Here is a 25406-nt window from a genome sequence, read left to right on the forward strand (position 1 = left end):
TCGCGCTCTTGCCATACTCGCTCTTCTGGACCGGAAGCTACTTCTCCCGCCGCCAGTTCACCGACCCCTTGGTCTCCACCGTGCTCGATTCGGCTTCCACGTCGAAGCCGCGGCTGAGCAGGTATTTCAGCGTCAGCACCGAGCCGCCGCCGATCATCGAGACGCCGTAGCCGACGTACAACTTGGGCGAGAGATATTTGCCGAAGCCCACCACCGAGCCCAGGGTGCTGGATTGGCTGACGCCGGCTTCGTCCAGGCCGAGCTTGGCGCCGATCTGCGAGGCGATCAGGCTGCTGCCGGCCGACAGTGCCGCCGAGGCGGCGCTGACCTGCTGGGTTTCGTCGCTGCTGGCGGTGGACAGCCCGCGGCCAAGCACCAGGTAGGAAAGTGCTTCGGATTGCGACATGGCCGGCTCGGACCACACATCGGCGCGCGGCGATTCGGCGCGGCCACTGACGTCGATGCCGGCGGTGACATCGCCGATCTTGCGTTCGGCGCGCAGGCTCACGCGCGGGTCGGAGACGATGTTGTTGTTCCAGGTCAACTGGCCGCGGCTGATGGTCAGATCCTGGCCGTAGGCCTTGTAGCGACCACGCACATCCAGCCCGCCGTTGGCCGTCATTTCGCGCCCCGGGCGCGCGCGGATCTGCATCTGCCCGCTCAGCCCCCCCTTCAGGCCGAAGCCGCTCATGTTGACCTTGTCGCCGAGCACGATGGCCAGGTCCATATCCAGCGGCGAGGCCGGCGTTTCTTCCGGATCCACCGGATCCAGCACCACCACGTCTTCGGACACCGAGGTGCCGCGGTCCAGCCGCTCCAGATCGATATCGGCTTCGGGCACGGTGACCTTGCCGCGCAGCTGCATGGCGTTGTCGGTGATACCGAACTGCATGTCCGGGTTGGCGATGATGCGCAGCTCGCTGGTGTTGTAGGCCAGCACATTCTGCCCGCGGATATTGAGCAGCAACGGCGTGCTGGTGCCGAACCACGACAGGCCGCCGTCGATATTCAGCGTGCCTTCGCCGGATCTGGCCGAGGCGGTGATCTTGGCCGAACCATCGGGCAGCGCGTCGAAACGGCCCTTGCCCTCGCTCAAGGTCAAACCCATCGACGGGTATTCGGCAGTGAAATCGCTCAGGGTGGCATCGCCGCCGAGCAGCGGCTTGTCGCGGGTGCCGCGCAGACTTACATGGCCTTCGACCAGACCCTTGGGCCGCACCACGTCAGCCACGACCAACTCCAGCCAGTACAGCCGCGACATGTTGAGATACAACTCGCCGTTGAGCGGCGCATACGCATCCCAGCCAGTGTTGAACTTGGCATCCACAAAGCCCGCGCCCTGGAAGCCGATACCGAGCTTGGCCTGGATCTGCTGCTGGGTGAAATCGGCCTGCACGCTGAATTGGTCGTAGCGCAGCGACTCGCCGCGATTGGGATTGCCGGCCACCGCGGCGTAGCGGGTTTCGCCGAGGCGGATGCCGCCTTCCGGCGAGGCGATGCGCAGGCTGCCTTCCCAGGCATTGCCGCGCGGCTTGAAGCTGCCGTCCAGCGACAGCTCGCCGCGCAGATAGATCTGCCGGCCTTCCTGCTTGGGCAACCACGGTTGCACCAGCGCCAGCGGCAATGCGTCGCCGTGGACCACCATGCCCTCACGCGGCCAGTTGGCGCTGGCGCATAACGCGCCGCCGGTGGCCGCGCCCAGGCAGGTATCGGACAAGGTAAATGCGGCGCCATCGGTGCTGAACTGCGCCGGCTGGCGCAGCGTCCAGGCATCGCCCTTGGACGGGGCGATGCGCAGCGTGGCGAGCTGGCCCTGCCAGCGCTCGCCATTGCGGCGCACATCACCCTGCAAGGCGACGCTGGCCATGCTGTTGGCGATCTCTGCATCAAGCCGCAGCGCTTCCACCGCGCCGCGCGCCTGCACGCGCACGCTATCCAGTACCGCGCCGGCTTCGATGGCAGTGCCCTGCAAGGCCAGTTGCCCATCGCTGCCACGCCACGGCAACCGGCCACGCAAGCTGATGCTCTGCGCGCTATAGGTGTTCCAACGCAGGCCGTTGCCGGCGATGTCGGCGGTGATGTCCGGCGCATCGCGCTTGCCGCTGACCTGCAGGTGCCCGCGCACGGTGCCGGTGGCCCCAGGCAGCGCGTCGTCCAGTTGCAGCGGCTGCAGCTGTGCGGCGATGTCCAGCTGGTCGCCGACCTTGCCCTTGGCAGTGATGCGGCTATTGCCCAGCGCCAGCTGCAGTTCGCCCTCGCCCTGCTCACCGCGCAAGGCGAACTTGCCATTGGCCGACAGTGCGCGCTGGCGCAGCTGGCCGGTCAGGGTCGGAATATCCGCGGTGGCCTCGAAGCCCGGCGACACGCCGCCGGCCGGTGCCGGCAACTGCCGGCCCTTGGAAGCGACGTTGCCAGAGAGATTGCCGTTCCAGCCCGGCGCAAAATAGCCCGGGTCGAACTTGGCCAGCTGCGCGGTGACATCCCATTGCAGTTCCGGTGCCCAGCCCACCTCGCCGGTGACATCCAGCGAGCCGCCCGGCGTCTTGGCCTGCACCTGCTTGAGCTGCGCGCGTTGGTCGTTGCCGCGGCTATCGAACACCAGCGCGGCCTGTTGGCCGTCGCGCTCCAGCGTGGCGCGGCCGATCGCCGCCCAGGCCTTCAAGGTGCCGGCAACGCCCAGGCGCGCCTCTTTCAACTCCACCGGCACCAGCGGTGCATCCGGGGTGGCCGGGTCTTGCGTCGGGGTGAAGCGCAGGCCACTGGCATTGACGGCAAAACGGAAACTCGGATTCTGGGTATCGCGGAAGTCGGCGGTGCCGCGCAGTTGCGTGCGGCCTTCGAAGGTGTCGATCACCAGCGGTTCGACGGTCAGCACCTGATCGGCCAGGCTGATATGCGACGGCTGCAGGGTGGCGCTCAACTCGCCCTGTTTGACGCTGCCCTGCAGGTCGGCGTTGCCGCCCTTGCCGGAGGCGGTCAGGTTCAATGCGATCGGCGTGGCCGGCGCGCTGGCCGCGCCATCGGCAGCCGGAATCAACAGCGAGGTATCCAATGCCTCGGTGACGGCCTTGAACGCCCAGGTCGGGTCGTCGCGGCCGGTGAACACCAGGCTGGCGTGCAGCGGTGCCGGCGCGCGGCCGGCGATGGCCACTTCCATCTTGTCCAGATCGCCGCGTGCCACCAGCCCCAGGCTGGCCGGCGTGCGCCCGCGTGCGGCCGGCAGCACCGCGGTGGCGGTGAGGTCGGCGCGGTAATCGTCGTTGGGGATGTAGTCGCCATGCAGGCGGAAATCGCCCATGTCGGTGTCGACCACCAGATCGCGCGTGCGCAGCTCGCCGGTGGCCACTTCCAGGCCACCCTGCACGGTGTGCAGCACGATCATCGGCTGCTGCAGCTGGGTGATGCGCAGGTTCTGCACATCGATCTTGTCGGCCTGGATCGCCAGCGGCACGTTGATCTGCGGCAGCGACTCGGGCCAGCTGGGCAAGGTGAACGGTTCGTCGCTCTTGCCCAGATTCAAGGTGGCGTTGCTGACCTGCACCGCATCCAGTTGCAGCTTGCGGCCGAGCAGCGGGCGCAGGTCCGGTTCCAGATACACGCGCTCGGCGGTGAAGTGGATGTCCTGATACTTGAAGTCGACATCGCGCAAGGTCAGCGGGCCGGCGACCGGGCCTTCGACCTTGCCGTAGGTAAACGTGGCGCCGACCGGCAAGCGCGCCACCACCTGCGCCAGCAACACATCGCGCCCGGCCACGGTCTGCAGCAACCAATACACCGCGATCAAGACCAGCAGCACCAATCCCAGCACGGTCAAGCCCGAGCCCACCCAGAACCGGCGGCGGCGATAGAAACGCGCGCGGCGCGGTGCGGGGGGCGGCGTAGGTGCGCTCACAGGTTGGCCCCGATATCGATGTAGAGCTGGAACTGCGAGTCGGGGTCATTCAAACCATGCGCGATATCCACGCGCACCGGGCCCACCGGCGAGCGCCACCGCAAGCCGAAGCCGATACCGGTGTGCCAATCGGGCGTGTCGTCGAAGGCGCTACCGCTGTCGACGAACACCGCCCCGCCCCACGGGCCGCCCTTGAGGTAATGCTCGTACTCGGCACTGGCGGTGACCGCGTTCTTGGCACCCAGCGCGAATTCGTCCGGCTTGGGCGTGCGTGGGCCGACTTCGCGGAACGCATAACCGCGAATGCTGTTGGCGCCGCCGGCAAAGAAGCGCAGGCTCGGCGGCATCGCCACCAGATCGCTGGTCCAGGTAGTGCCGCCTTCGCCGCGCAGGATCACCCGCCCGTTGTCGCCAGCGCCCAGAAACCAGCGTAGCTGGCCGTAGACCTGGCCGAAGTTGGTATCCGAGCCGGCGCCTTCGGCACCGCCGCGGATGAACGCCTGCCCGGACACACCACTGCGCGGAAACAGGCGGTCGTCGACGTTGACGTAGTTCACCTGCAACTGCGGATAGACCAGCGTGGAAGTCTCGTACACCGCACCTTCGAAATCGTCGCCACTGCTGAAACGCCAGCGCTCGCGCAAGGCGTTGATGGAGGCGATCGCGCTCCAGCGCTCGTTGATCTGGCCGCTGCGGCTGCCGGTGAGCTTGACGTTGCGCAGGTCGATGTATTCGGTCTGTTCGTCATACAACCGCGCCGAGGCCGTATACCAGCCGTCCAGCCAGCGAAACGCCGGCACCCGGTAACTGGTGGTCAGGCTCTTGCGGTTCTGCGCGTAGTCCAGCTGCGTGTCCATCTTGTGGCCGCGCGAATTGACGTAACGTCGCTCCACGCCGCCGCGCACACCGGCGCCGCTCTCGCTGCCGTAGCTCAGACCGGAGGTATAGACGGTGCGCTTGGCGCGGGTGAGCTTGACCTCGACCGGCACGCGGCCATCGGCGTCGGCTTCTTCGGGCTTGGGCTGGATATCGATGGTGCTGAAGTAATCCAGCTTGGTCAGCGACTCGCGCAGCCGATCCAGCTTGCCTTCGTGGTAGTAACTGCCCTCGTCCCAGTACACCAGCGGCTCGAACAGGCCGGGGCGGAAGTAGTCGTAGTCGAAGCGCACCTTGCCCATGTCGTAGCGGCGGCCGCTGTCCCAGTTCAGATCGATATCGGCGGCGTGCTCTGCGCGCGTCACCGCAACGCGGCGCTGGGTGAAATCGGCATCGAAGTAACCGCGCTCGGCCAGACGCCGGGTGATGCGCACCTTGCTGGCTTCATATTGCGGATGACTGAAGACCTGGCCTTCGCGCGGTTCGAACTGCTTGAGATCCTGGCCCAGGTAACGGTCCTGCTCGGCCCAGCCGGTGATGGAGATATGCGACTGCCGCACGCGTACCGGTTCGCCGCGCTCCACGGTGATCACCACCGTCACCTTGTCGCCGGTGCGCGGTGCGGCCAGCTCGATGGTTGGCGAGTAATAGCCAAAGGGCTCCAGCGCTTCGCGCGTCTGCCGCTCCGCCTGGGCCAGCAGGTACTCCAATCGCGACTCGCCCTGCTCCTTGCCCACGGCCTCGTACAGAGACAGGGAGACCTGGATGTTCTCGATCATCTCCGCGTCGGCGCCGCCGTCCAAGCCCTTGATTTCGATCTTGTCGATGGTTGCCCGGGCGAAGACAGGGCCGGCCAGGATGCACAAAAGCAAGAGAACGGGGCGAACCCGGAAAATGAATCGCATTGGCGCAGGATACCGGGAGGACCGCGAAGGTCTGTTAATGGGGCGTCTAGGGGTCGAGAGTGCCATGTCCCCTGTCACGTGCGCATGCACATTCACGCACATGTCGTTGGCCAAACGAGATCGCAGTCCTTGAGCGTGCATGGACGTCGGGAGGCAATCCCCTCACAGGGCCGACAGACCCGTAGGGGTCGACCTGATGCAACGTTCTCCTTTACCGGGAGGATGAGGCATCCATGCATCGTGTCGCACCACGGCGGCAACGCTGCAGCGCACCACTGATGAATCGGTCAGGCGCGGATATCACGGGCCGGTGTGTGACGGCGGCAAGGGCCGTCACGCCCATCGTCAATCAACTGGACAGATGCTCGATGGCGGCAACGCTGCCGAGACGGTCGCCGAGCTTCTTCAGCAAGGCCAGTCGGTTGGCGCGCAGTTGCGGATCTTCGGCATTGACCATGACGCCATCGAAGAAGGCATCCACCTGCGGGCGCAGGCGGGCCAGGCGGGCCAGCACGGCGACGTAGTCGTGGCGATGCAGCGCATCGCCGGTGTCGCCGATGGCCGCTTCCACGGCTTCGGCCAGGGCTTCTTCGGCCGGTTCGCGCAGCAGGCTGGTGTCGATGTCGCCGGGGATGTCGCCCTCGACCTTGCGCAGGATATTGCGGATGCGCTTGTTGGCGGCGGCCAGGGCTTCGGCTTCGGGTAGCGTGGCGAAGATGCCGATGGCCTCGATGCGGCGGTCGAAGTCGTAGAGGGAACCGTGGGTTGCGCCCAGGTGCGCTCCTACGAGCCCCGTAGGAGCGCCCTCGGGCGCGACCGAGAACAGTGCGGCGACCGCATTGAAGTGGGTTGCCGGCACACCTTTGTCGGCGTAATAGACGCGTAGGCGGTCGAGGATAAAGTCGAAGATTTCATGAGTGCTGGACAACCACTTCGCTTCAAAATCTTTCTGCTCGGGCAATTTATCGAGTAATTTTTCGGTGTTAAAACTAATTCCCATCGACGACATATCACTTGAGAGGGGTTCTGCCTTAACCAGAAAATCAACAGATCGCTTTCTGGTAGCTGCTAGCTCAGCATTGATAACCGCAGTGAGCACGCACTGTTTTAGGTTGAGATCAAACCCACTCTCAATCACCGTCCGCGCCAACCCCAGCGCATTACGCCGCAGCGCAAACGGGTCCTTGTTACCGGTCGGCTTCAGCCCGGCCGCAAACCCACCGGCCAGCGTGTCCAGCCGCTCGGCGATCGCCAGTACCTTGCCCAGCGGCGACAGTGCGATGTCGTCGCCGGCAAAACGTGGTTGGTAGGCCTCGTCGATGGCCAGCGAAATCTCGCTCGGCTCGCCAGCGGCCTTGGCGTAGTGACGCCCGGCGATGCCCTGCAATTCCGGGAATTCGTTGACCATGCGCGATTGCAGGTCGTTCTTGGCCAGTTCCGCAGCGCGCCGGGCCTGCACCGGGTCGGCACCCACCTGCGGCGCAATCGCCTCGGCCAGTGCCGCCACGCGCGCGACCTTGTCGGCCACGCTGCCCAGCTTGGCCTGATACGTGACAGTAGCCAGGCCTGCGCCCATCGCTTTCAGCCCCTGCTTGAGGTCTTCGTCGAAGAAGAACTTGGCATCGGCAAAACGCGGGCGGATCACGCGCTCGTAGCCCTTGGCCACTTCGGCCACGTTCCGGGATTCGATATTGGCGATGCCGATGAACTGCTCGGTCAACTTGCCACCGTCATCCAGCACCGGGAAGAACTTCTGGTTGATCTCCATGGTTTCGATCAGCGCTTCCTGCGGCACCGCCAGGAAATCGCGCTCGAAACTGCACAGCACCGCCGACGGCCATTCGACCAGGTTGACCACCTGCTCCAGGTTGTCGTCGCTGATGCGCGCACTGCCGCCGGCCTGTTTGGCGGCCGCTTGCACTTCTTCGACGATGCGGGAGCGGCGCGCGTCGGCGTCCACCAGCACATGCGCTGCGCGTAGCGCGTCGATGTAGTCGCCCGGCGCAGCCAACGACACCGCGCCTTCATGCATGAAGCGGTGCCCGCGCGTCACGCGATCGCCGCGCACGCCCAGCAATTCGGCCGGACTCACCTCGTTACCGAACAACAACACCAGCCACTGCACCGGCCGTGCGAAGGCGTACTCGTGCGCGCCCCAGCGCATCGGCTTGGGGATCGGCATGGCAGCGATGGCTTCGCGCAGGATGTCGGGCAGCAACGCGGCAGTGCGCGCGCCCGGCGTCACCGCGCGATGCACGAAGCGCTCGCCCTTGGCGTCGCTGGTGCGCTCCAGCGCGGTCCAGTCGATGCCGGCTTTTGCCGCAAATCCAGCCAGCGCCTTGGTCGGTTGGCCTTCGGCATCCAGCGCAATAGTGAGATACGGCCCAAGCACTTCGGAGCGCTGCTCCGGCTGCTCGGTCGCCACGCCCGGCAGCAGCACCGCCAGCCGGCGCGGCGTGGACAACGGTTTGGCATCGCCGCGGGTGACCGCGATACCGCGCTTTTCCAGCCCGGCCAGCACACCGTCGAAGAAAGCCTGCGCCAGGCCCGGCAGCGCCCTGACCGGCAGCTCTTCGGTGCCCAGTTCGACCAGCAGGGGAAGTTGTTCGCTCATGTCAGGTGGACCTTGTGCATTGTTCCCTTCTCCCATCGGGAGAAGGTGCCCCGAAGGGGCGGATGAGGGTACGGGCGAAGCTCTGTGGAGTTTGAGTGCATGAGGGCTGCGCCCCGTACCCTCACCCCAACCCCTCTCCCGACGGGAGAGGGGCTTGTTGCTTCCTTCTCCCACCGGGAGAAGGTTCCCCGAAAGGGGCGGATGAGGGTACGGGCGAAGCCCATGGAGTTTGGATGCAAGAGAGCTGCGCCTCCGTACCCTCACCCCAACCCCTCTCCCGGCGGGAGAGAGGCGTTGCGTTACTTCTTTACCCCGGGAAAGCCCAGCTTCTCGCGCTGCGCGTAATACGCCTGCGCCACGCCCTGGGCCAGCGCGCGCACGCGCAGGATGTAGCGCTGGCGTTCGGTCACGCTGATGGCGCGGCGCGCATCCAGCAGGTTGAACGCGTGGCTGGCCTTGGTCACCTGCTCGTACGCCGGCAGCGGCAGGCCCACCTCGACCAACTGCTTGGCTTCGGCTTCGCAGGCATCGAAGCGATGGAACAGCTCGGCCACATTGGCGTGCTCGAAGTTGTAGGTGCTCTGCTCCACCTCGTTCTGGTGGTACACATCGCCATACGTCACCGCGGCGCCATCCGGGCCGTAGGTCCACACCAGGTCGTAGACGTTGTCGCAGCTCTGCAGATACATGCACAACCGTTCCAGCCCGTAGGTGATCTCGCCCAGCACCGGCTTGCACTCCAGGCCGCCAGCCTGCTGGAAGTAGGTGAACTGGGTCACCTCCATGCCGTTGAGCCAGACCTCCCAGCCCAGGCCCCAGGCGCCGAGCGTGGGCGATTCCCAGTTGTCTTCGACAAAGCGCAGGTCGTGCACCAGCGGGTCGATGCCCAGCGCCTTGAGCGAGCCCAGGTACAGGTCCTGGATGTTGTCCGGGTTGGGCTTCATCGCCACCTGGTACTGGTAGTAGCGCTGCAGGCGGTTGGGATTTTCGCCGTAGCGGCCATCGGTGGGACGGCGCGAAGGTTGCACGTAGGCCGCATTCCACGGCTCCGGCCCCAGCGCGCGCAGGAAGGTGGCCGGATGGAACGTGCCTGCGCCCACTTCCAGGTCCAGCGGCTGGATCAGCACGCAGCCCTGCTCGGCCCAGTACTGGTTGAGGGTCTGGATCAGGCCCTGAAAAGTGATTGGAACGCGCCGGGAATCGGACATGCAGCAAAGGCCGTGCGGAAGGGGTGCGCTAGTATACCGGCCGACCCGTAGCGCTTTGCTGCGGAGCACCGCTGCAGGGGACCAACACGCATGGAACAGCGGCGCACCGCCGATCCGGATAACGCCGTGGCACTGCTGCCGCGCGGCCGGCTGATGTTCGACCCGGTGGCCGCTGCCCTGCTCGCCGATGGCATGGTGGTGCCGCACGAACACGAGCGTGTGCAGTTCTCCGCGGCCGGCGCGCGCACTGCCAGCGACGTGCATCCGCTGGTGCTGCTGGCCAATCTGAAGTTGCATGCCGCGCAGCCGCCGGCCGGTGAACTCGGGCTGGAACGACTCACCGAGTGGCTGGCCACCCGCACCGGCCTGCGCTATCTACGTATCGATCCCACCCGCATCGATGTGGCCGCGGTCACCGGCGTGGTCTCGCATGCCTATGCGCGCCGCCACCGCATCCTGCCGCTGGCGCTGGATACCGAACGGGTGCTGATCGCCACCAGCGAGCCGCTGGCGCTGGAATGGCTGGCCGACGTGCAGCACTTGAGCCGGCGCCGCATCGAGCTGGCGCTGATCAACCCGCTGGATCTGCATCGCTACACGATGGAGTTCTTCGGCGTGACCCAGTCGGTACGCGGCGCGCGCGGCGATGCGCGCAGCACCGAGTCGAACGCGGGCCTGCCCAGCTTCGAGCAATTGGTGGAACTGGGCCGCGCCGGCGACGTCAATGCCGACGATCACCACATCGTGCATATCGTCGACTGGCTGCTGCAATACGCCTACGAGCAGCGGGCCAGCGACATCCATCTGGAGCCGCGCCGCGAGGCCGGGCGCATGCGCTTCCGCATCGATGGCGTGCTGCACAAGGTGCTGGAAGTGCCGCCGTCGGTGATGACTGCCGTGGTCAGCCGCATCAAGGTCCTAGGCCGCATGGACCTGGCCGAACGCCGCCGCCCGCAGGACGGCCGCATCAAGACCCGCTCGCCGGGCGGGCGCGAGGTGGAAATGCGTCTGTCCACCATGCCCACCGCGTTCGGCGAAAAATGCGTGATGCGCATCTTCGACCCGGATTCGGCGTTCAAGAGCATCGAGCAACTCGGTTTCAGCCCCGAAGAAGCCGCCGGCTGGAGCGCGCTGGTCGAGCGACCGCACGGCATCGTGCTGGTCACCGGCCCGACCGGTTCGGGCAAGACCACCACGCTGTATTCCACGCTCAAGCGCCTGGCCACGCCGGACGTGAACGTGTGCAGCGTGGAAGACCCGATCGAAATGATCGCGCCGGAATTCAACCAGATGCAGGTGCAGCAGAACATCGACCTGGATTTTGCCAGCGGTGTGCGCACGCTGCTGCGGCAGGACCCGGACATCATCATGATCGGCGAAATCCGCGACCTGGAAACAGCGCAGATGGCGGTGCAGGCTTCGCTCACCGGGCACCTGGTGTTGTCCACGCTGCACACCAACGATGCTGCCTCGGCGATCACCCGCCTGCTCGACCTGGGCGTGCCGCATTACCTGGTGGCCTCCACGCTCAACGGCGTGCTGGCGCAGCGGCTGGTGCGCACCCTGTGCGTGCACTGCAAGCGCCCGCACACGCTCAGCGACGACGCGTGGGCGGCCATCCGCGAGCCGGGCGAAGCGCTGCCGGAGGTGCTCAACGTGCACGCCCCGGTCGGCTGCCTGGAATGCCGCCGCACCGGCTATCTGGGCCGCGTGGGCCTGTACGAATTGCTGCCGGTCACCCCGCGCTTGCGCAGCCTGATACGCGCCGACACCGATCTGGCCAGCTTCAGCCACGCCGCCCGCGGCGAAGGCCTGCGCACCCTGCGGCGCACCGGCCTGGAAAAGGTCGCCGCCGGGCTGACCACGGTGGAGGAAGTGCTGTCGGTATTACCGCCGCGGGAGTGAGCGGATCCTCCGTGCTGCTTGGGCGTGGTTGGCGACTGGCACGCGCGTGCATGATCGGGGGATTCTCGAGGCCGCAAGGCATCGAGGGTCGGAGGATTGAGTAGAGAATTTTTTGCGCACAGTGGGACCGATCCCTGCCGATCGCCCGTTTTCGCTCAGGCACGTTGTCGGTGGGCACGCACGCAGAAGCGTGCCCGGTTTCCACGCCGTTTTCGTACGCCGAGGGCTCGATCGCGATGACGACGACCGACGCACGCGCTCGATGTTGCCGCACCAGTGCAACTCGGCGCTCATGCCGTCATGGTGGAGACGCCATCTGGCCCGCAGCTCGATCTTTCCAACTGTCGCACTTGTCCACGTTCCGGAAGATGGATTGGCCTCATGCACGCGCTCCCAGACGCCCGACCCCGGCGGGTTTGCGCACCTTGGCGGTCATCTCGTGCATGGCCTTTTGGTGCGCTGCGATCTCCTGCGTCAGTTTTGCCTGCCTGACCGGATCGGGTTGAGGTTTTTGCTGCTGCTTGGCCAGCCTGCTCTGCGCCAACTGCATCCGCTTGTAAGGCAGGTGCGTTTGCGCCTTGGCGTTGAAACTCTCGGCCGTGTGGAACTGCACTTCAAACGCGTAGCCCTCGGCGTCGGTGAAGCTGGCATTGATGCCCCGGTAGGTGCCGTCTCCCGAGGTGAAGTAATTTTTCAGGTTCACGCACGTGATTCCTTGCCGACGCAGTGCGTCCTGTGCCGCCAGCACCTTGATCACGAAACCCTCGGACGGCAGCTCAAGCGCATAGCGCAGCGCATCGCCCACGCTCTGCACGGCCTGTTCGGCAGTCATGCCGGCGCGCAGATGGTGCCGGATCTTGTCCTTGATCGAGGCGACCGATTTCTGGAACGGGGCCTGTTGCACCTGCTCGATCCGACCCTGCTTGGCGTCGTAGCGTACGTTGCCCCAGAGCCGCGCGCCCAAGCCTTCGGCCAGCGTGTCGAGCACAGGGGTCAGCGCCGCTTGCTTGCTTGCGGCGGTGTCGAACACACCGGATGCCGACGATGGGTCTGCAATGCCGGCAGTCTGCTCGGCGCCGGGCGTGGGCGTCGCGCTTGGCAACGCCGGCACGGTCTCTTCCTGCCAGTTGTCGATCTCCTCGCATCCTGGCGGCGAGGCCACGCGCTTGAAGGCCTCCAGTGCAGGCGCCTGCAAGGTGCGTTGCTCGGCCCGCGACGCACCGCCAACCGCCAGCGCATGGGCGCGCTTGTACAGATCGTGGAAGCGCTCCTTGAGCGCGAAGGTCTCCGGCGTGTGGAACTGGATCTCCCACAGTGCACCCTCCGGGCTGCGCAGCGTGACGTTGATGGCCTTGAAGACTGGCGGGTAATCGGTGAATTGATTGGTCAGCTTGACCCGTGCATGGCCCTGATCGTCCAGCGCAGCCAGCGTGGCACGCAGACCGGTGGTGAAGTCCTGCGGTTCCAGCACCACGCTGTAGCGCAGCGCATCGTTGACGCCCGCCGCCGCTTCTTCCAGCGTCTGCTTTTTCAGTGCCACCCGCTGCTTGAGCTTTTCCTGCAACGAGCCGTAGGACTTCAGTTGATGCTGCGTGCCGGCCAGTTGCCCACCATGGCGGGCGGCAATGCGCTGCAGCATGTCGGTGACCTGCGGCTCCATCTGGCGAGCGCGCCCGAGCAAGGCCTGTGCCTCAGCCGCAATGTCCTGCGGCTGCACGGCGCGCAGCCGCTCGGCCGGCGGCTGCGAGCGGGCGATCCAGCCGGCCTGCTGTAGCGCCTCGAGCGCGTCTTCCATGACGCCAGCGGCCATCGATGGCATGCGCTGCAGCAGCAGCTTGGTCTGTTCGGGATCGAAGCGCCCGTCCTGCATGGCCCGGGCGGTCGCCCTGCTGTATGGCGGGACGCGGACCCGCTCTGCGAAGCTGCGCTCGGACCGTTCGCAGGCCTCCACGATCTTGGCGAACAACGCCGTGCCGGTGTCGGACTTCAGCGCATCGGTGCCGACCTTGATGGCAATGGTGAACAGGTTGCGCATGGTCAGTTCCGGCTCGCCGGGGACCAGCCCGGGTTGCCCATCCGGAAACTGCGCATGCGATAGCCGGCACACCGGGTAGTTGTCCAGGATGGCGTGGATGCGCGCCTGCACGCCAGAGGCGGCCGCGTAGGCCTTGGCCAGGCCGGGAAACGCCTCGGCCAAGGCCTCGGGCAACGCCGGCGCGGCGCTGTCGGCGGCCGAGCCCGTCTCAAGCGCAAGCAGCTGCGCGTGCAGCAATGCGGCCGCTTCCCGCGCTTCGGGCAGATGCGCGCGCTCGATCGCATCGCGCGCCTGCACGCGCAGCGTGGCCAACACCACTGGATCGCGGGCCGGCTCTTCGAGCAGCTCGCGCAAACCGTTGCGCAACTCGCGCTCGATGCCATCGTAGGTGCCGAACATCATGTCGCGCGCCATCGCTTCACGCAGCGCGTCCGGTTGCGCCATGAAACGCGACGCCAGCGTGGCCGCCGCCGAGGTGATGCGCTGACCGCGCTTGAGGGACATGATCTCCGACAGCCGCCCGGGCTGGTAGTGGCCGGTGACCGGCTCGATGGCCGGCGTGGCCGTCTTCGGCGGCTTGAAGGACTGTTGCCGGCCGCGCAGGGCCTGGCGATCCACCATCACCCGCGAAATCAGCGCCGCCAGCTTGGGGTAGCCTGCGTAGACAAACGCGTCGTCGCCGTCGGTATCCATGTTGCGTTTGCGCAACTCGTCAATCGGCAGTGCGCCCAGGCGCCCAGGCTCCACGATGTCCTTGAGCCGCAGGCTGCCGGTGCTGAGGATGTCGCGCGGCAAGGCACCGCGGTCGCGGCCGCTCGTCCAGCACGACAGCGTCTTCAGATCTTCCTTGGAGCAGGCCAGGTCGGTTTCGCTGAACGCGGCCGGCCACTGCTGCTCGGGCACCACCACCAGCATGCCCTTGCTGTGCAGCATCTGCGGATCGGCGCCGGAACGATCATCGAAACCGGTGTAGCTGTACTGGATGCCGAAGCACCGCGAGAGGAACGCGGCGGTGGCGTCGCCCTTGGCCACGGTGGCGATGCGTTGCTCCGGCACCGGCAGCAGATTCTCCTTGTCGTAGGGGGGCTTGCCGAGCAGCAGCGGGCCGCCGGCCAGGTCGAAGGCCTGACTGCGCTGCAGCGGCAGATGCACCTTGTCGTCGGCCGAAGGCACCGCCCGCACCCGCTGCCCCTGGTAGCCGCCGCTGATCAGCGGCCGGTAGACCCACAACGGGTCATCGCCCGTCGGCTCCAGTGTCTGCAGCCGGTCCTGCATCGCCGCGTGCGCCTCTTCCAGTGCCGCCGCATCGCGCGGGTAATGGTGCAGCGCCTGCGCTGGCATCAGCGAAGGGCCCTTGTCCTTGGCCACCAGCTCGCGCTGCTCCTCGGTGGCCTGGTTCGCCTGCACTGCGTGCCAGGCATCGTAGTGCTTGCGGAAGGCCGGAATGGACAAGGCCGCCTCCAGTTTCAGGAAACCGCAGCCATCGTTGGGGCACAGCGCCAGGGCAGTGCCATCCACCGCCAACGGCTTGAACGGATGCGCAGGGCCCTCGACGTCATCGAACACGCCCAGGCGCAGCGTGCCCTCCACGACATGGTCACTGGGCACCATCTCCAGCAGCGAGCGCTGCATGCGCGACCAGTCCTCGCGTTGCGGAGCGAGCTTGGCGGCCAGCTGCATCAGGCTGCTGCCCGGGGCGGTGTCGGCATAGCGGAATGCCGGCAACAGCGACGCTGACTCCTTGCGTTGGGAAATCACCAGACTGCTGCTACCGGATTTGCTGCGCGCGGCGCGGCTGCCGCCGAACAGGTCCAAGCGCCAGGGCTCGCCGTTGTAGTTGAACGTCCGCGCGAGCATGAAGGTCGATATGTCACCAGGCAATTGCACCTCCACCAGCGGCAGCCCGGTCAGGCGTGCAAACAGCGAGTACGGCTTGTCCGATTCGGACCGATTGGTCGACAGCTCCTTGCCCACCAGATCGACCACCACATGGGTCGTGCTGCCGCGGCCGGGCGCCGGCGCCACCGGCCGACCGGGAACCGTGGACATGCTCAAGCGCCCACTGTCCAGGTCGAAGCGGGTCGGTGGATGGGCCTGGGTGATCGTCGGCGCGTCCTTGGCCATGCGCAGGTCCAGGGCGTCGAACACCTGCTCGCCGGCCTCGATCTGCGCGATCAGGTTCCAGCTCATCTCGCCGAGGTCCACCTCGATCGCCTCGCGCGTGCGCGCCAGCGTCAGGTCCACCCACTTCACCAGCTCGTCGCGGCGCTGGCGCAGCTGCTTGCGCGGGCCGTCAAGATGGCGCGCTTTCCATTGCCGGCTCACCACCGCGTAGGCCTTGAGCACCTGGTAGAAGGTCAGCGCCGGGCAGCGTGTTGCATGTTCTTCGATGTCGGCCGACGCGCCCTTCTCGCCGCCACGCAGATAAAGGTCGATCTTGCGTGCGACGATGGGCTGCAACGCATCGAACACACGCAATGCCTGGCCCCGATGGCGGGGCCTGAGCTCCGGACTGCGGATCAGCGGCAACAGTCCCATGCACAGGCTGCCGATCCCCTCAAGGCTGGCCTGGCGTAATCCATCGTCCCCGATGAGGGCCGACACCCGCTCCAGCGCCGGCTCCCCCAGCGGACGCATCTGGCGTTGCAGCCCCGCCGATGCAAGGGCCTTGAAGAGCACGCCGATTTCGGCGGCCGAGGCGGACGCAAACCGCTCGCGGTGCAGGTCGAGGTGGCCGGCCATCGCCTGCAGCTTGGCGATACCCAACGTCCGGAACGGCTCATCGTCCTCATCGTCTAGGTGCAGCAGCCGGGACATCGCGTTGGCCATCACCGCGATCCCACGCATCTGGAACTGCCGCCACGGCTGCTCGGCCGAGCCTGCGCGCTCGGCGAGCAGCACGAATGCCGAGTGGCACACCGGCCTGGCGAGACATTTGCTCAGCGCGTTGAGCGCGATGGCCACGCCTTGCGCGTCCAGGGCCTTGCGCAAGCCGGGCTCGTTGGCCAGCTTCGCAGCCAACAGGTCGGTGGCTGTCTCGCAGGCCGGGGAGCCGGGCCATTTGCTCAGGGCGTTGAGCGCTTGGGTCGCGTCGATAGGGCCGAAGCCCTTGCGCAAGTCCGGATCGTCGGTCAGCCGCGCGACCAGCGCCATGGCGGCGGCTGCACAGCTCTCGTCGGCGGGCCATTTGCTCATGGCGCCGAGCGCATTGGCAATGCCTTGCGGGTCCAGGGCATGGCGTAACCCGGGATCGTCGGCCAGCCGCGCGGCGAGCGCGTAGACCGCGTCGCCACAGACCGGCGTGTCGGGCCATTTGCTCAGGGCGTTGAGCACTAGGGGCACGCCGGAAAAGTCGAGGGCCCCGCACAACTCGGGGTCGTTGGTCAGCCGCTCGGCCAGCGCGTGGGCCGCGTCGCCACAGACCGGCGTGTCGGGCCATTTGCTCAGGGCGTTGAGCACTAGGGGCACGCTGGAAAAGTCGAGGGCCCCGCACAACTCGGGGTCGTTGGTCAGCCGCTCGGCCAGCGCGTGGACCGCGTCACCACAGAACGGCGTGTCGGGCCATTTGCTCAGGGCGTTGAGCACGGTCGCCACGCCATGCGGGGTCAGGGCCTGGCGTAACTCCAGATCGTCGGCCAGCCGCCCGGCCAGCGCACTGGCGGCAGCCGCACAGACAGGCGTGCCGAACCACTTGCTCAGGGCGTTGAGCACGCTCGCCACGTGGTGGGGCTCCAGGGATTTGCACAGCCGGGGCTCGTTGGCCAGCCGCTTGGCCAGCGCGCTGACGGCGGCCCCACAGATTGGCGTGTCGGACCACTTGCTCAGGGCATAGAGCACGCTTGCCACGCCTTGCGGGTCCAGCCCCTGGACCAACCCAGGGTCGTCGGCCAGCCGCTCGGCCAGCGCGCGGGCGGCTGCCGCACACACCTGGTTGTCCGGCCATTTGCTCAGGGCATGGAGCGCGTTGGCCACCTCTTGCGGCTTGAGCGCTTGGCGCACATCGGGCTCGGATGCCAGCCGCGCGGCCAATGCGTTGACCGCGTCGCCACAGACCGTCGTGTCGGGCCATTTGCTCAGGGCGTTGAGCGTGATGGCCAAGGCTTGCGGGTCCAGGGCGTTACGCAACCTAGGATCGTCGACCAGTCGTGCGGCCAGTGCACTGGCCGCCGCAGCACAATCTTCGTTGTCGGGCCATTTGCTCAGGGCGTTGAGTCCGGTGGCCACGTCAAATGGATTGAAGGCCGTGCGTAACTCCGGATCGTCGGCCAGCCGGCCGGCCAGCGCATTGGCGGCGGCCGCACAGTCCGCTTTGTCGGGCCATTTGCTCAAGGCATTCAACGCATTGGCCACGTCCAGTGAATTGAAGGCAGTGCGCAACAGGCCATCGTCGACGACGCGCCTGGCTAGCGCACTGGCGGCTTCGGCACAGGCCTGGTTGTTTGGCCATTTGCTCAAGGCATTCAACGCGTTGGTCAGGTCTACCGCGTTGAGTGCCTCGCGCAAGCCGGGATCGTCGGCCAGGCGCTCGGCCAGCGCGCTGACGGCCTCGGCGCAATCGGCCATGTCGGGCCATTTGCATAGGGCGTTGAGCGCGGCGATCACGCTTTGCGGGTGGAGCGCCGTGCGCAAATCGGGCTCGCATGCCAGCCGCTGGGCCAGTGCGCTGGTGGCGGCCGCACAGCTCGCATTGTCGGACCACTTGCTCAAGGCTTTGAGCGCGACGGCCATCAGCAGCGGGTCGAGCGCCACGCACACAGCAGGATCGGTGAGCCGCTTGGCCAGCGCGCTGCCGGCGGACGCGCAGACCTCGTTGTCAGGCCATTTGCTCAGGGCATGGAGCGCGGTGACCACTTCTTGCGGCTTCAGGGCGTCGCACACATCGGGCTCGCATGCCAGCCGCGCGGCCAGCGCGCTGCCGGCGGACGCACACACCTGGTCGTCGGGCCATTTGCTCACGGCACCCAGCGCTTGGGTCAGGTTGATCGCGTCGAGGGCCGTACACAACTCCGGCTCATGGGCCAGCCGCCAGGCCAACGCACTGACGGCCTGCCCACAGATCGGCGTATCGGGCCATTTGCTCAACGCGTTGAGCACGTTCGCCACGCCTTGGCGGTCCAGGGCCTGGCGCAACTCGGGATCGTCGACCAACCGCTCGGCCAGCGCACTGGCGGCCTCTGCGCAGACCGGCGTATCGGGCCATTTGCTCAGGGCGTTAAGTACGTTGGACACGCCTTGCGGGTACAAGTCTTCGCGCAGCTCGGGATCGTCTGCGAGCTGCCTGGCGAGCGCAGCGACGGCGGCCGCACCGACCGCGTCGTCGGGCCATTTGCTCAGGGCGTTGAGCACATTGGACACGCCTTGCCCATGCAAGGCCGCGCACAACGCGGGCTTGTCGGTCAGCCGCCCGGCCAGCACGCTTGCGGCGGCCGCACAGACCAGCGAAATGGGCCATTTGCTCAGGGCGTTGAGCGCTTGCGCCACGTTGATGGGATCCAGAGCCGCGCACAACGCGGGCTCGTCGGTCAGCCGCTCGGCCAGCACACTGGCGGCGGCCGCACAGACCGGAGAATTGGGCCATTTGCTCAGGGCATTGAGCGCATTGGTCAGTTCTTGCGGACTGAGGTCCTCGCGCAACTCGGGTTCGTCGGCCAGCCGCTCGGCCAGCGCGCCGACGGCGGCTCCACAGACCGACGTGTCGGGCCATTTGCTCAGGGCGTTGAGCGTGGTTGCCACGCCCTGGGCATCCATCGTATGACGCAAGCGGTTGTCGCTTGCAACACGCGCGGCGAGCCGATGCGCCGCGACCTGGCAATCCGGATGATCGGACCACTTGCTGAAGGTATTGAGTGCCAGGCTGATCTGCTGCCCATTCAGAGACTGCCAGGCGTGGTCATCACGCAGCAGGTGACGTGCCACACGCGCCACCGCGCGTTCACACCGACCGCTGTCGATATTTTTTGCGAAGGCGTTCAGGAGCAGAACGGACGGGTAGCTACCCAGCCCCAAAAGATCATCGGCCTGATCGACTTGCCCTGCGATCCACGCGATTGCCTCCATGCACGCGGGCTGGTGCGGGTGCTTGCTCAGCTTGTTGCCCACATGCGCCAGCTGCGTTAGCGATGTGCCTTCGAACCACCCGGTCTGGTAGAGGTACTGCGCTGCAAGCTCGGTGCAACGATCGAGATCGCGGGATGGCGTTACCCCCCTGCCGCGCCGTGCATTGGCAACCAGCTGAAGGTATTTGTCGAGCCGACTGGCGTTGACTTGCGCATGCAAACTCTCTTCCAGGAAGGGCAACGCCATCCCGCCACGCATGCGATCGGCCAGCTCGTTGTCGCATGCCATCGATACGCACAGGCCGGCGTTGTGGTTCCGCCCGATTCCGTGAGGCTCGCTCAACTGTCGCCGCTGTTGCTGTCGCTGCGCCTGTAGCCGTTTTTGTGCCGCCACGTCCAGATGATCTTCGGCCCTGCGCAGTTCGGCTGTCAGCCGCGTGCCATGGCCTGAGCGCTTTGACTGGCGATCGGGTTCTTGCTCTTCGCGCGAGCGTTTTCCTACGATTCGCTCGGGTTGCCGCTCGGTCGGTCGAAAATTTTCCCTTGTTTCCAAACCATGCTGCGTCGGTCGTTGGGGCCGACGATGCGATGAAGAGGCGCCGACGTCGGCGCTCACCTTGTCGGGGTACCGCTCGGTTTTAATGCGCTCGTTTTTTACGGCCGGGGGCTGCCTGTCGCGCGTCGACGCTCCTCGGTCATCCGACTCCATCCTCCGCCGTTTTCTAGGCGGCAGTTCAAGGGGTTGATGCGTGCCGCTGGTGCTGGCCGCTGCCTGATCCTTCGTTAGCCTGGGCTTTTCTTCAGGAGCGTAAGGCGAGTTTGTGCGGAATGCAGTTGGATGGGTGGCATGGGTTTTCATGCCCAAAATTTTTAGTCAACCTGCCCGCGAGCGACTTGTTCGATACGAAGTATCGACGACGTGTGCGACGCGCGCTGCGTATTGGACAAGTGGCTCCCAGCACATTGCATGGATGAACGCCTGGGATGCAGCACGCCGGCACGGTGACGTGCTCCGCAGCCGTCAAGCACAGTGTGTTGATTGCTATGCACGATTCGACGTTTTTCCATATCAATCCAGCCGAACCTTGCGTCAACCTGACCACAGCGACGGCACCAAGGCCCTGTCAGTCCAGTCATGCGCTTTTCTGCCGATATATACGGCGTGCCACCGCCGGCAACGCCCGTCACCACCACCGCCAACCAGCTGCGAGGGAATCAGGACATGTCATTCGGCAATGACCCGCAGCACGCGTCCTGGAGTGCCGCTTGAAAAAAACACGCCCCTGCCGCCTACAATCGGGGGCATCTGTCGTGTCCGGGTCTTCGCGCATGTCTGTTTTGCCGTTCCTGATCATCGAAACCGGGCACCCCGTGCCGGAGATGAAGCGCTACGGCCGTTTTCCGCACTGGATCCGGGTGGCGGCCGGGCTGGCCGAGCAGGAAACCGTGGCCATCGACGTCGCCAATGGCGACCCTCTGCCGGACCCCGCCGGCTTTGCCGGCGCCATTGTCAGTGGCTCGGCCGCGTTCGTCACCGACCGCGCCGACTGGAGCGAACGCAGTGCCGAATGGCTGCGTACCGCCGCCCATCAGGGCATGCCGCTGCTGGGCATCTGCTACGGGCACCAGTTGCTGGCGCACGCGCTCGGCGGTGAGGTCGACTACAACCCGGCCGGGCGCGAATCGGGCACCATCGCGCTGGAACTGCACCCGCCGGCCGAGCAAGACCCTTTGTTTGCAGGCCTTCCGGCGCAGTTTCCGGCCCATGCCACGCATCTGCAGACGGTGGTGCGCGCACCGGACGGCGCCGTCGTGCTGGCGCATTCGCAGCAGGACCGCTGCCACGCATTCCGTTGGGGCCGGGCCACCTGGGGCGTGCAGTTCCACCCCGAATTTGCCACCCACCACATGCGCGGCTATGTCCGTGCGCGTGCCGAATGCATCGCCCGCCATGGCCGTTGCGCCCGCACGGTCGCCCGCGAGGTCACCGCCGCACCGGTCGCCCGCAAGCTGCTGCGCCGGTTCGTGCACCACGCACGCGGCATGCAAACAGTGCACGCTCATTCCGCCGCGCACACATAAAAGCAGCGATAATCGCGGTACGCCGGATGGTCCGGCGCGCGTATCGATTCGGAATGGGAATGAGCGAAATTCGCAAGGTGCCGGCATCTGCCGGCGCAGAATGGCTGTTGACCGGTTTCTCGCTGTTGAAGCGGGCGCCGCTGGCGCTTGGCTCGCTGGGGGTGATCTGGAGCGTGGCCGCCTCGCTGGTGGTGTCGCTGTCGCTGCTGGTCCCGCTGCTGGGCTCGGCACTGCAGTTCCTGCTGGTGCTGGCCGGCCCGTTATTCATGGGCGGCATGTTGTGGGCGATTCGCGAGGTCGACGAAGGCCGCATCGCCAAACCATCGCATCTGCTGCACGGCCTGCAGGATGGCCGCGCGCCGCATCTGCTGGTATCGCTGCTGCCGCAGCTGATTGCCGGCCTGCTGCTGGGCGTGCTGCTGCTGGCGATGATCGGTGCCAGCGGGCTGCAGCAGCTGGCGGAGGTGATGAACAAGATCAACCAGATCAGCCAGTCCGGTGCGCAGCCGGACCCGGTGCAGATCGAGCAACTGGCCGCCAGCCTGCCGGCCGGGCGCATCCTGCTGTGGCTGCTGCTGACCATCGCCACCTTTGCGGCGATGACGCTGGCGCTGTTCGTGATGCCGCCGCAGGTGATGTTCGACCGCAGCACCGGCGGCCACGCGCTGCGCGAAAGCCTGCGCGCCAGTCTGCATAACCTGCCGGCGATGCTGGTGTTCTTCGTGCTCGCCTTCATCGCCATCTTTGCGATCTATTTTGCGGTGATGATCGTCGCCCTGATCGTCGGCCTGGTCGCCGGCCAGACCGTGGCGATGTGGCTGGCCCAGCTGCTGCTGATGGCGGTGCTGATGCCGGTGTTCGCCGGCTCGGTCTACGCCGCCTGGAAGCAGATGTTCAGCCACGAAGGCGCCGTCGCTCAGCCCACTCCGCCCTCGCGCCCGGATGTGTTTGCGGCTTGAGCCAGGCTGGCACTGCCGATCCCTGATAAAAAAGCCGCTCGAAAGAGCGGCTTTTTTGTTTTTCCAGGGTGAATGGTGGAGCCCTGCCGACGCCAGATTCTCGTGTTTAGGGCATCGGCCACGGCATCAAGAACATCACCTCTATCCCTCAGCCAGCAGCGTTGGACGCAGTATCCTTCGGCCCCACAGCCCGCGAGGCGATGATGCCCAGCTCGTAGAGCAGGCACATCGGGATGGCCAGCATCAGCTGCGAGACCACGTCCGGTGGGGTGAGCACGGCGGCCAGGATGAAGATGCCGACGATGGCGTAGCCGCGGCCTTCGCTGAGCTGTTTCGGCGTGACCCAGCCCAGCAGCACCAGGATCACCAGCGCCACCGGCAATTCGAAACTCGCGCCGAAGGCGAAGAAGATCGCCAACACGAAATCCAGGTAGGAATTGGCGTCCGGGGTAATGGCGATCACGTCCGGCTTGAACGTGGTCAGGAAGTGGAACACCGCCGGCAACACCAGGAAATACGCGAACGCGCAGCCGATGTAGAACAGCGCCACCGCCGAGGCCAGCAGTGGGAATGCCAGTTTCTTTTCGCGCTGATACAAACCCGGCGCCACGAATGCCCAGGCCTGGTACAGCAGCCACGGCACGCTGAAAAACACCGCTACGAAAAAGGTCAGCTTGAGCGGGGCGAAGAACGCGCCGGCCGGGTTCATCGCGATCATCGTCTGCCCCAGCGGCAGCTGCGAGACCAGCGGCGCGGCCAGCCACGAATAGATCGCCCGCGAGAACGGCAGCAAGGCCAGCAACACCACGCCCAGGCCGATCAGCGCGCGGACCAGGCGGGCGCGTAATTCGATCAGATGCTCGATCAGACTGCTTTCGGCCTGTGCGTCGTCGAACAGGCTCACGGCTGTTTCTCCTGGATCTGGGTTGGCGCAGCAGGTGTGCCCACATCGACTGGCGCGACGCCTGCCGACGCAGGCGCGCTGGTGAGATGCGCGGCATGCGGCGCCGGCACTCGCGTGTCGTGGGGAGCCGGGACCGGGGTTTGATGCGGCGCAGGCGCAATGGGTTGAGCCTGCGCAATCACCGGCGCGGTGTGTGCAGTTCCTGCCGCATCCGTTGCGCCTGCTGCCGTATCGATAGCAGGACTGGAAGATAAGTCTGCATGCGCCAGTTCCAGCGGCGTTGCCACCGGCGTGGCGCTGCTGCGGATATCGATATCGCGGCCGACATCGTCGTGCAGCGCGCGGGCGCCCTGCTCCAGGTGCTGCTGCTTGTTGCGCAACTGGTCTTCGGCCTCGCGCAGCGAGGTCTGCACGTCCTGCAGGCTGCGCTTGAGTTCTTCGGCTTCCAGCTCACGCTCCAGTTCCTGCTTGACCGAATCCCATTGCATGCGCGCGCGGCGCACCCACAATCCGGCAAACCGGGCCGCCTTGGGCAGACGCTCGGGACCGAGCACCACCAGGGCGACGACCGCAATGAGCGTCAGTTCGCCAACACCTATGTCAAACACCGACGCCGCTCCGGATCAGCGCGCGTCGCGGTCGCGTTCGGCTTGCGCCTCACGCGCCTGCTCGGCCGTGCGTGCGTCGTCGCCAAGCTTTGCGGCCGGCTTGTCGTCGTCGTGCATGCCTTTCTTGAATTCCTTGACCGCGCTGCCGAGATCCTTGGCACCGCTGGTGAGCCGCTTGGTACCGAACACCAGCAACACGATCACCAGCACGATCAGCCAGTGCCAAATGCTGAAACCGCCCATGATCTGCTCGCTTGCTGAAAAGAAGGAAGACGCAGGATACCCCAGCGCACCGCGCAGGGGGATGACAGCGGTTTAGCGGTTGCCGTCCAGCGATTCGGTGCGAATTTCGCCATCGGAGACCGGCTGGAATCCCTGTTGCGGCGGCGGCGTGGTGCTGGGCTGCATCGGTACCGTGCTGGCCTCGCTGGCCGGCGGCGGGGCCGATTGCGCTGCCGGGGCGGCGCTAGCCGCGCGCGCCGGCGGCGGCGGCGGCGGGGTCTCGCCGCTGTCGCTGTCGCCATCGCTGGTGCGATTGGCGCGCGCGATGTAGGTGACTTCTTCCAGCCTGTCGCGGAAGGCGATCACATCGGTGGACGGGCGCTCGTTGGTGCGGCCTTCGAAGATCATGCGCGGGGTGGCGCCGCTGCCGTAGGCGTTGAGGTCGGCGGCATCGTCGATCTGCAGCACCGCGCCATCCAGCGCCACGCCGGCGAACAGGCCGCGGGCACGCGACCACGACCAGATTTCTGCCTTGAGCTGGCCATCGGTGGCGGCCGCGGCGTTGCGGCCCACCGGGCCTGCGGCCACGCCGGCATCGGCGCCGAGGGTGAACTTGCCGTTGACGATGTTGTCCAGGCTGCGGTCGTTGCGGAACACCAGCACCACGTCGGACGACTGCACGCCGGCCTGGAAGCCGATGCTGCCGCCGGTGAGCTTGACGAACACCGGCTGCGACCAGCTGCCGTCGGCGTTCTTCATCGACATCACACCGTGCCCGCGGCGGCCGCCGATCACCAGGCCGGCCTTGAGCGTGTCGGGGATGACCACGATGGCGCGCGCCTCGTCGAGCAGCTTGTCCGGGATGGACTGCTCGGGGATCTTCATGATCTCGTTGAGCACCCGCACCGCATTACGTGCGCGCTGGTCTTCTTCCGGGCCGGCGACGGCGTGGCCGGCGGCGAAGGTCAGCGACAACAACAGGGCCAGGCGCGACAAACGAGGCATGACAAGCTCCAAGGGATATTCCGTCAAAGATAGCAATGCCGCGACGGTAGTGCTGGCGCAATGAATCGGTGGTGAGCGCAAACCGGGTAGAAGGCGCGACCGATCGTCGCCATTGGTGCAGTGTTCTCGGCAGTT

12 protein-coding genes are annotated in these 25406 nt (G+C 66.3%); 3 read left to right on the top strand and 9 right to left on the bottom strand.

Annotation, left to right across the window (positions count from 1 at the left end):
- Nucleotides 1-37: 37 nt before the first annotated feature.
- The 4 genes from M3O59_RS20260 to glyQ all read right to left on the bottom strand — a co-directional run bounded on the left by M3O59_RS20260 (nt 38) and on the right by glyQ (nt 9495).
- Nucleotides 38-3892: a translocation/assembly module TamB domain-containing protein gene (locus M3O59_RS20260; RefSeq protein WP_116906641.1), complete on the bottom strand. Its 3855-nt coding sequence runs from the start codon at nt 3890-3892 to the stop codon at nt 38-40.
- Nucleotides 3889-5673, bottom strand: coding sequence for an autotransporter assembly complex protein TamA (locus tag M3O59_RS20265; protein WP_161945024.1), 1785 nt, complete (start codon nt 5671-5673; stop codon nt 3889-3891). Before M3O59_RS20265 ends, M3O59_RS20260 begins: the two co-directional genes overlap by 4 nt.
- Before the next feature lie 349 nt (nt 5674-6022).
- Nucleotides 6023-8287, bottom strand: coding sequence for a glycine--tRNA ligase subunit beta (gene glyS, locus M3O59_RS20270; RefSeq protein ID WP_116906642.1), 2265 nt, complete (start codon nt 8285-8287; stop codon nt 6023-6025).
- Nucleotides 8288-8586: 299 nt separating this feature from the next.
- Entirely contained in the window at nt 8587-9495 is a 909-nt protein-coding gene (gene glyQ, locus M3O59_RS20275) for a glycine--tRNA ligase subunit alpha (protein WP_064631123.1), read from the bottom strand.
- A gap of 90 nt (nt 9496-9585) precedes the next feature.
- On the opposite strand from glyQ, the gene M3O59_RS20280 reads away from it, so the two are divergent.
- Nucleotides 9586-11400 carry a GspE/PulE family protein gene (locus tag M3O59_RS20280; protein WP_116906643.1) on the top strand — a complete coding sequence of 605 codons (1815 nt, stop codon included), beginning with the start codon at nt 9586-9588 and terminating at the stop codon, nt 11398-11400.
- A 379-nt stretch (nt 11401-11779) separates the two neighbouring features.
- Here the strand turns inward: M3O59_RS20280 and xopAD are convergent, their stop codons facing one another.
- Nucleotides 11780-20350: a XopAD/skwp family type III secretion system effector gene (gene xopAD, locus M3O59_RS20285; RefSeq protein ID WP_181920645.1), complete on the bottom strand. Its 8571-nt coding sequence runs from the start codon at nt 20348-20350 to the stop codon at nt 11780-11782.
- A 470-nt stretch (nt 20351-20820) separates the two neighbouring features.
- On the opposite strand from xopAD, the gene M3O59_RS20290 reads away from it, so the two are divergent.
- Together M3O59_RS20290 and M3O59_RS20295 are read left to right on the top strand one after the other, a co-directional pair.
- Nucleotides 20821-21573: a glutamine amidotransferase gene (locus M3O59_RS20290; protein ID WP_116906645.1), complete on the top strand. Its 753-nt coding sequence runs from the start codon at nt 20821-20823 to the stop codon at nt 21571-21573.
- A 59-nt stretch (nt 21574-21632) separates the two neighbouring features.
- Nucleotides 21633-22532 (top strand): BPSS1780 family membrane protein, encoded by a 900-nt coding sequence (locus M3O59_RS20295; RefSeq protein ID WP_064631131.1) that lies wholly within the window; start codon nt 21633-21635, stop codon nt 22530-22532.
- Nucleotides 22533-22680: 148 nt separating this feature from the next.
- Here M3O59_RS20295 and tatC read toward each other — a convergent pair whose 3' ends face one another.
- The 4 genes from tatC to M3O59_RS20315 all read right to left on the bottom strand — a co-directional run bounded on the left by tatC (nt 22681) and on the right by M3O59_RS20315 (nt 25271).
- Entirely contained in the window at nt 22681-23436 is a 756-nt protein-coding gene (gene tatC / locus M3O59_RS20300; RefSeq protein WP_064631133.1) for a twin-arginine translocase subunit TatC, read from the bottom strand.
- Nucleotides 23433-24044 carry a Sec-independent protein translocase protein TatB gene (gene tatB, locus M3O59_RS20305; RefSeq protein WP_116906646.1) on the bottom strand — a complete coding sequence of 204 codons (612 nt, stop codon included), beginning with the start codon at nt 24042-24044 and terminating at the stop codon, nt 23433-23435. The genes tatC and tatB overlap by 4 nt, the downstream gene beginning before the upstream one ends.
- 15 nt (nt 24045-24059) lie before the next feature.
- On the bottom strand, nt 24060-24287 hold the full coding sequence (gene tatA, locus M3O59_RS20310; protein WP_006449086.1) for a Sec-independent protein translocase subunit TatA: 228 nt from the start codon (nt 24285-24287) through the stop codon (nt 24060-24062).
- A gap of 72 nt (nt 24288-24359) precedes the next feature.
- On the bottom strand, nt 24360-25271 hold the full coding sequence (locus M3O59_RS20315; protein WP_181920646.1) for a lipid-binding SYLF domain-containing protein: 912 nt from the start codon (nt 25269-25271) through the stop codon (nt 24360-24362).
- Between the last annotated feature and the right edge of the window lie 135 nt (nt 25272-25406).

It is taken from the genome of Xanthomonas nasturtii (assembly GCF_023337365.3).
Classification (GTDB): domain Bacteria; phylum Pseudomonadota; class Gammaproteobacteria; order Xanthomonadales; family Xanthomonadaceae; genus Xanthomonas; species Xanthomonas nasturtii.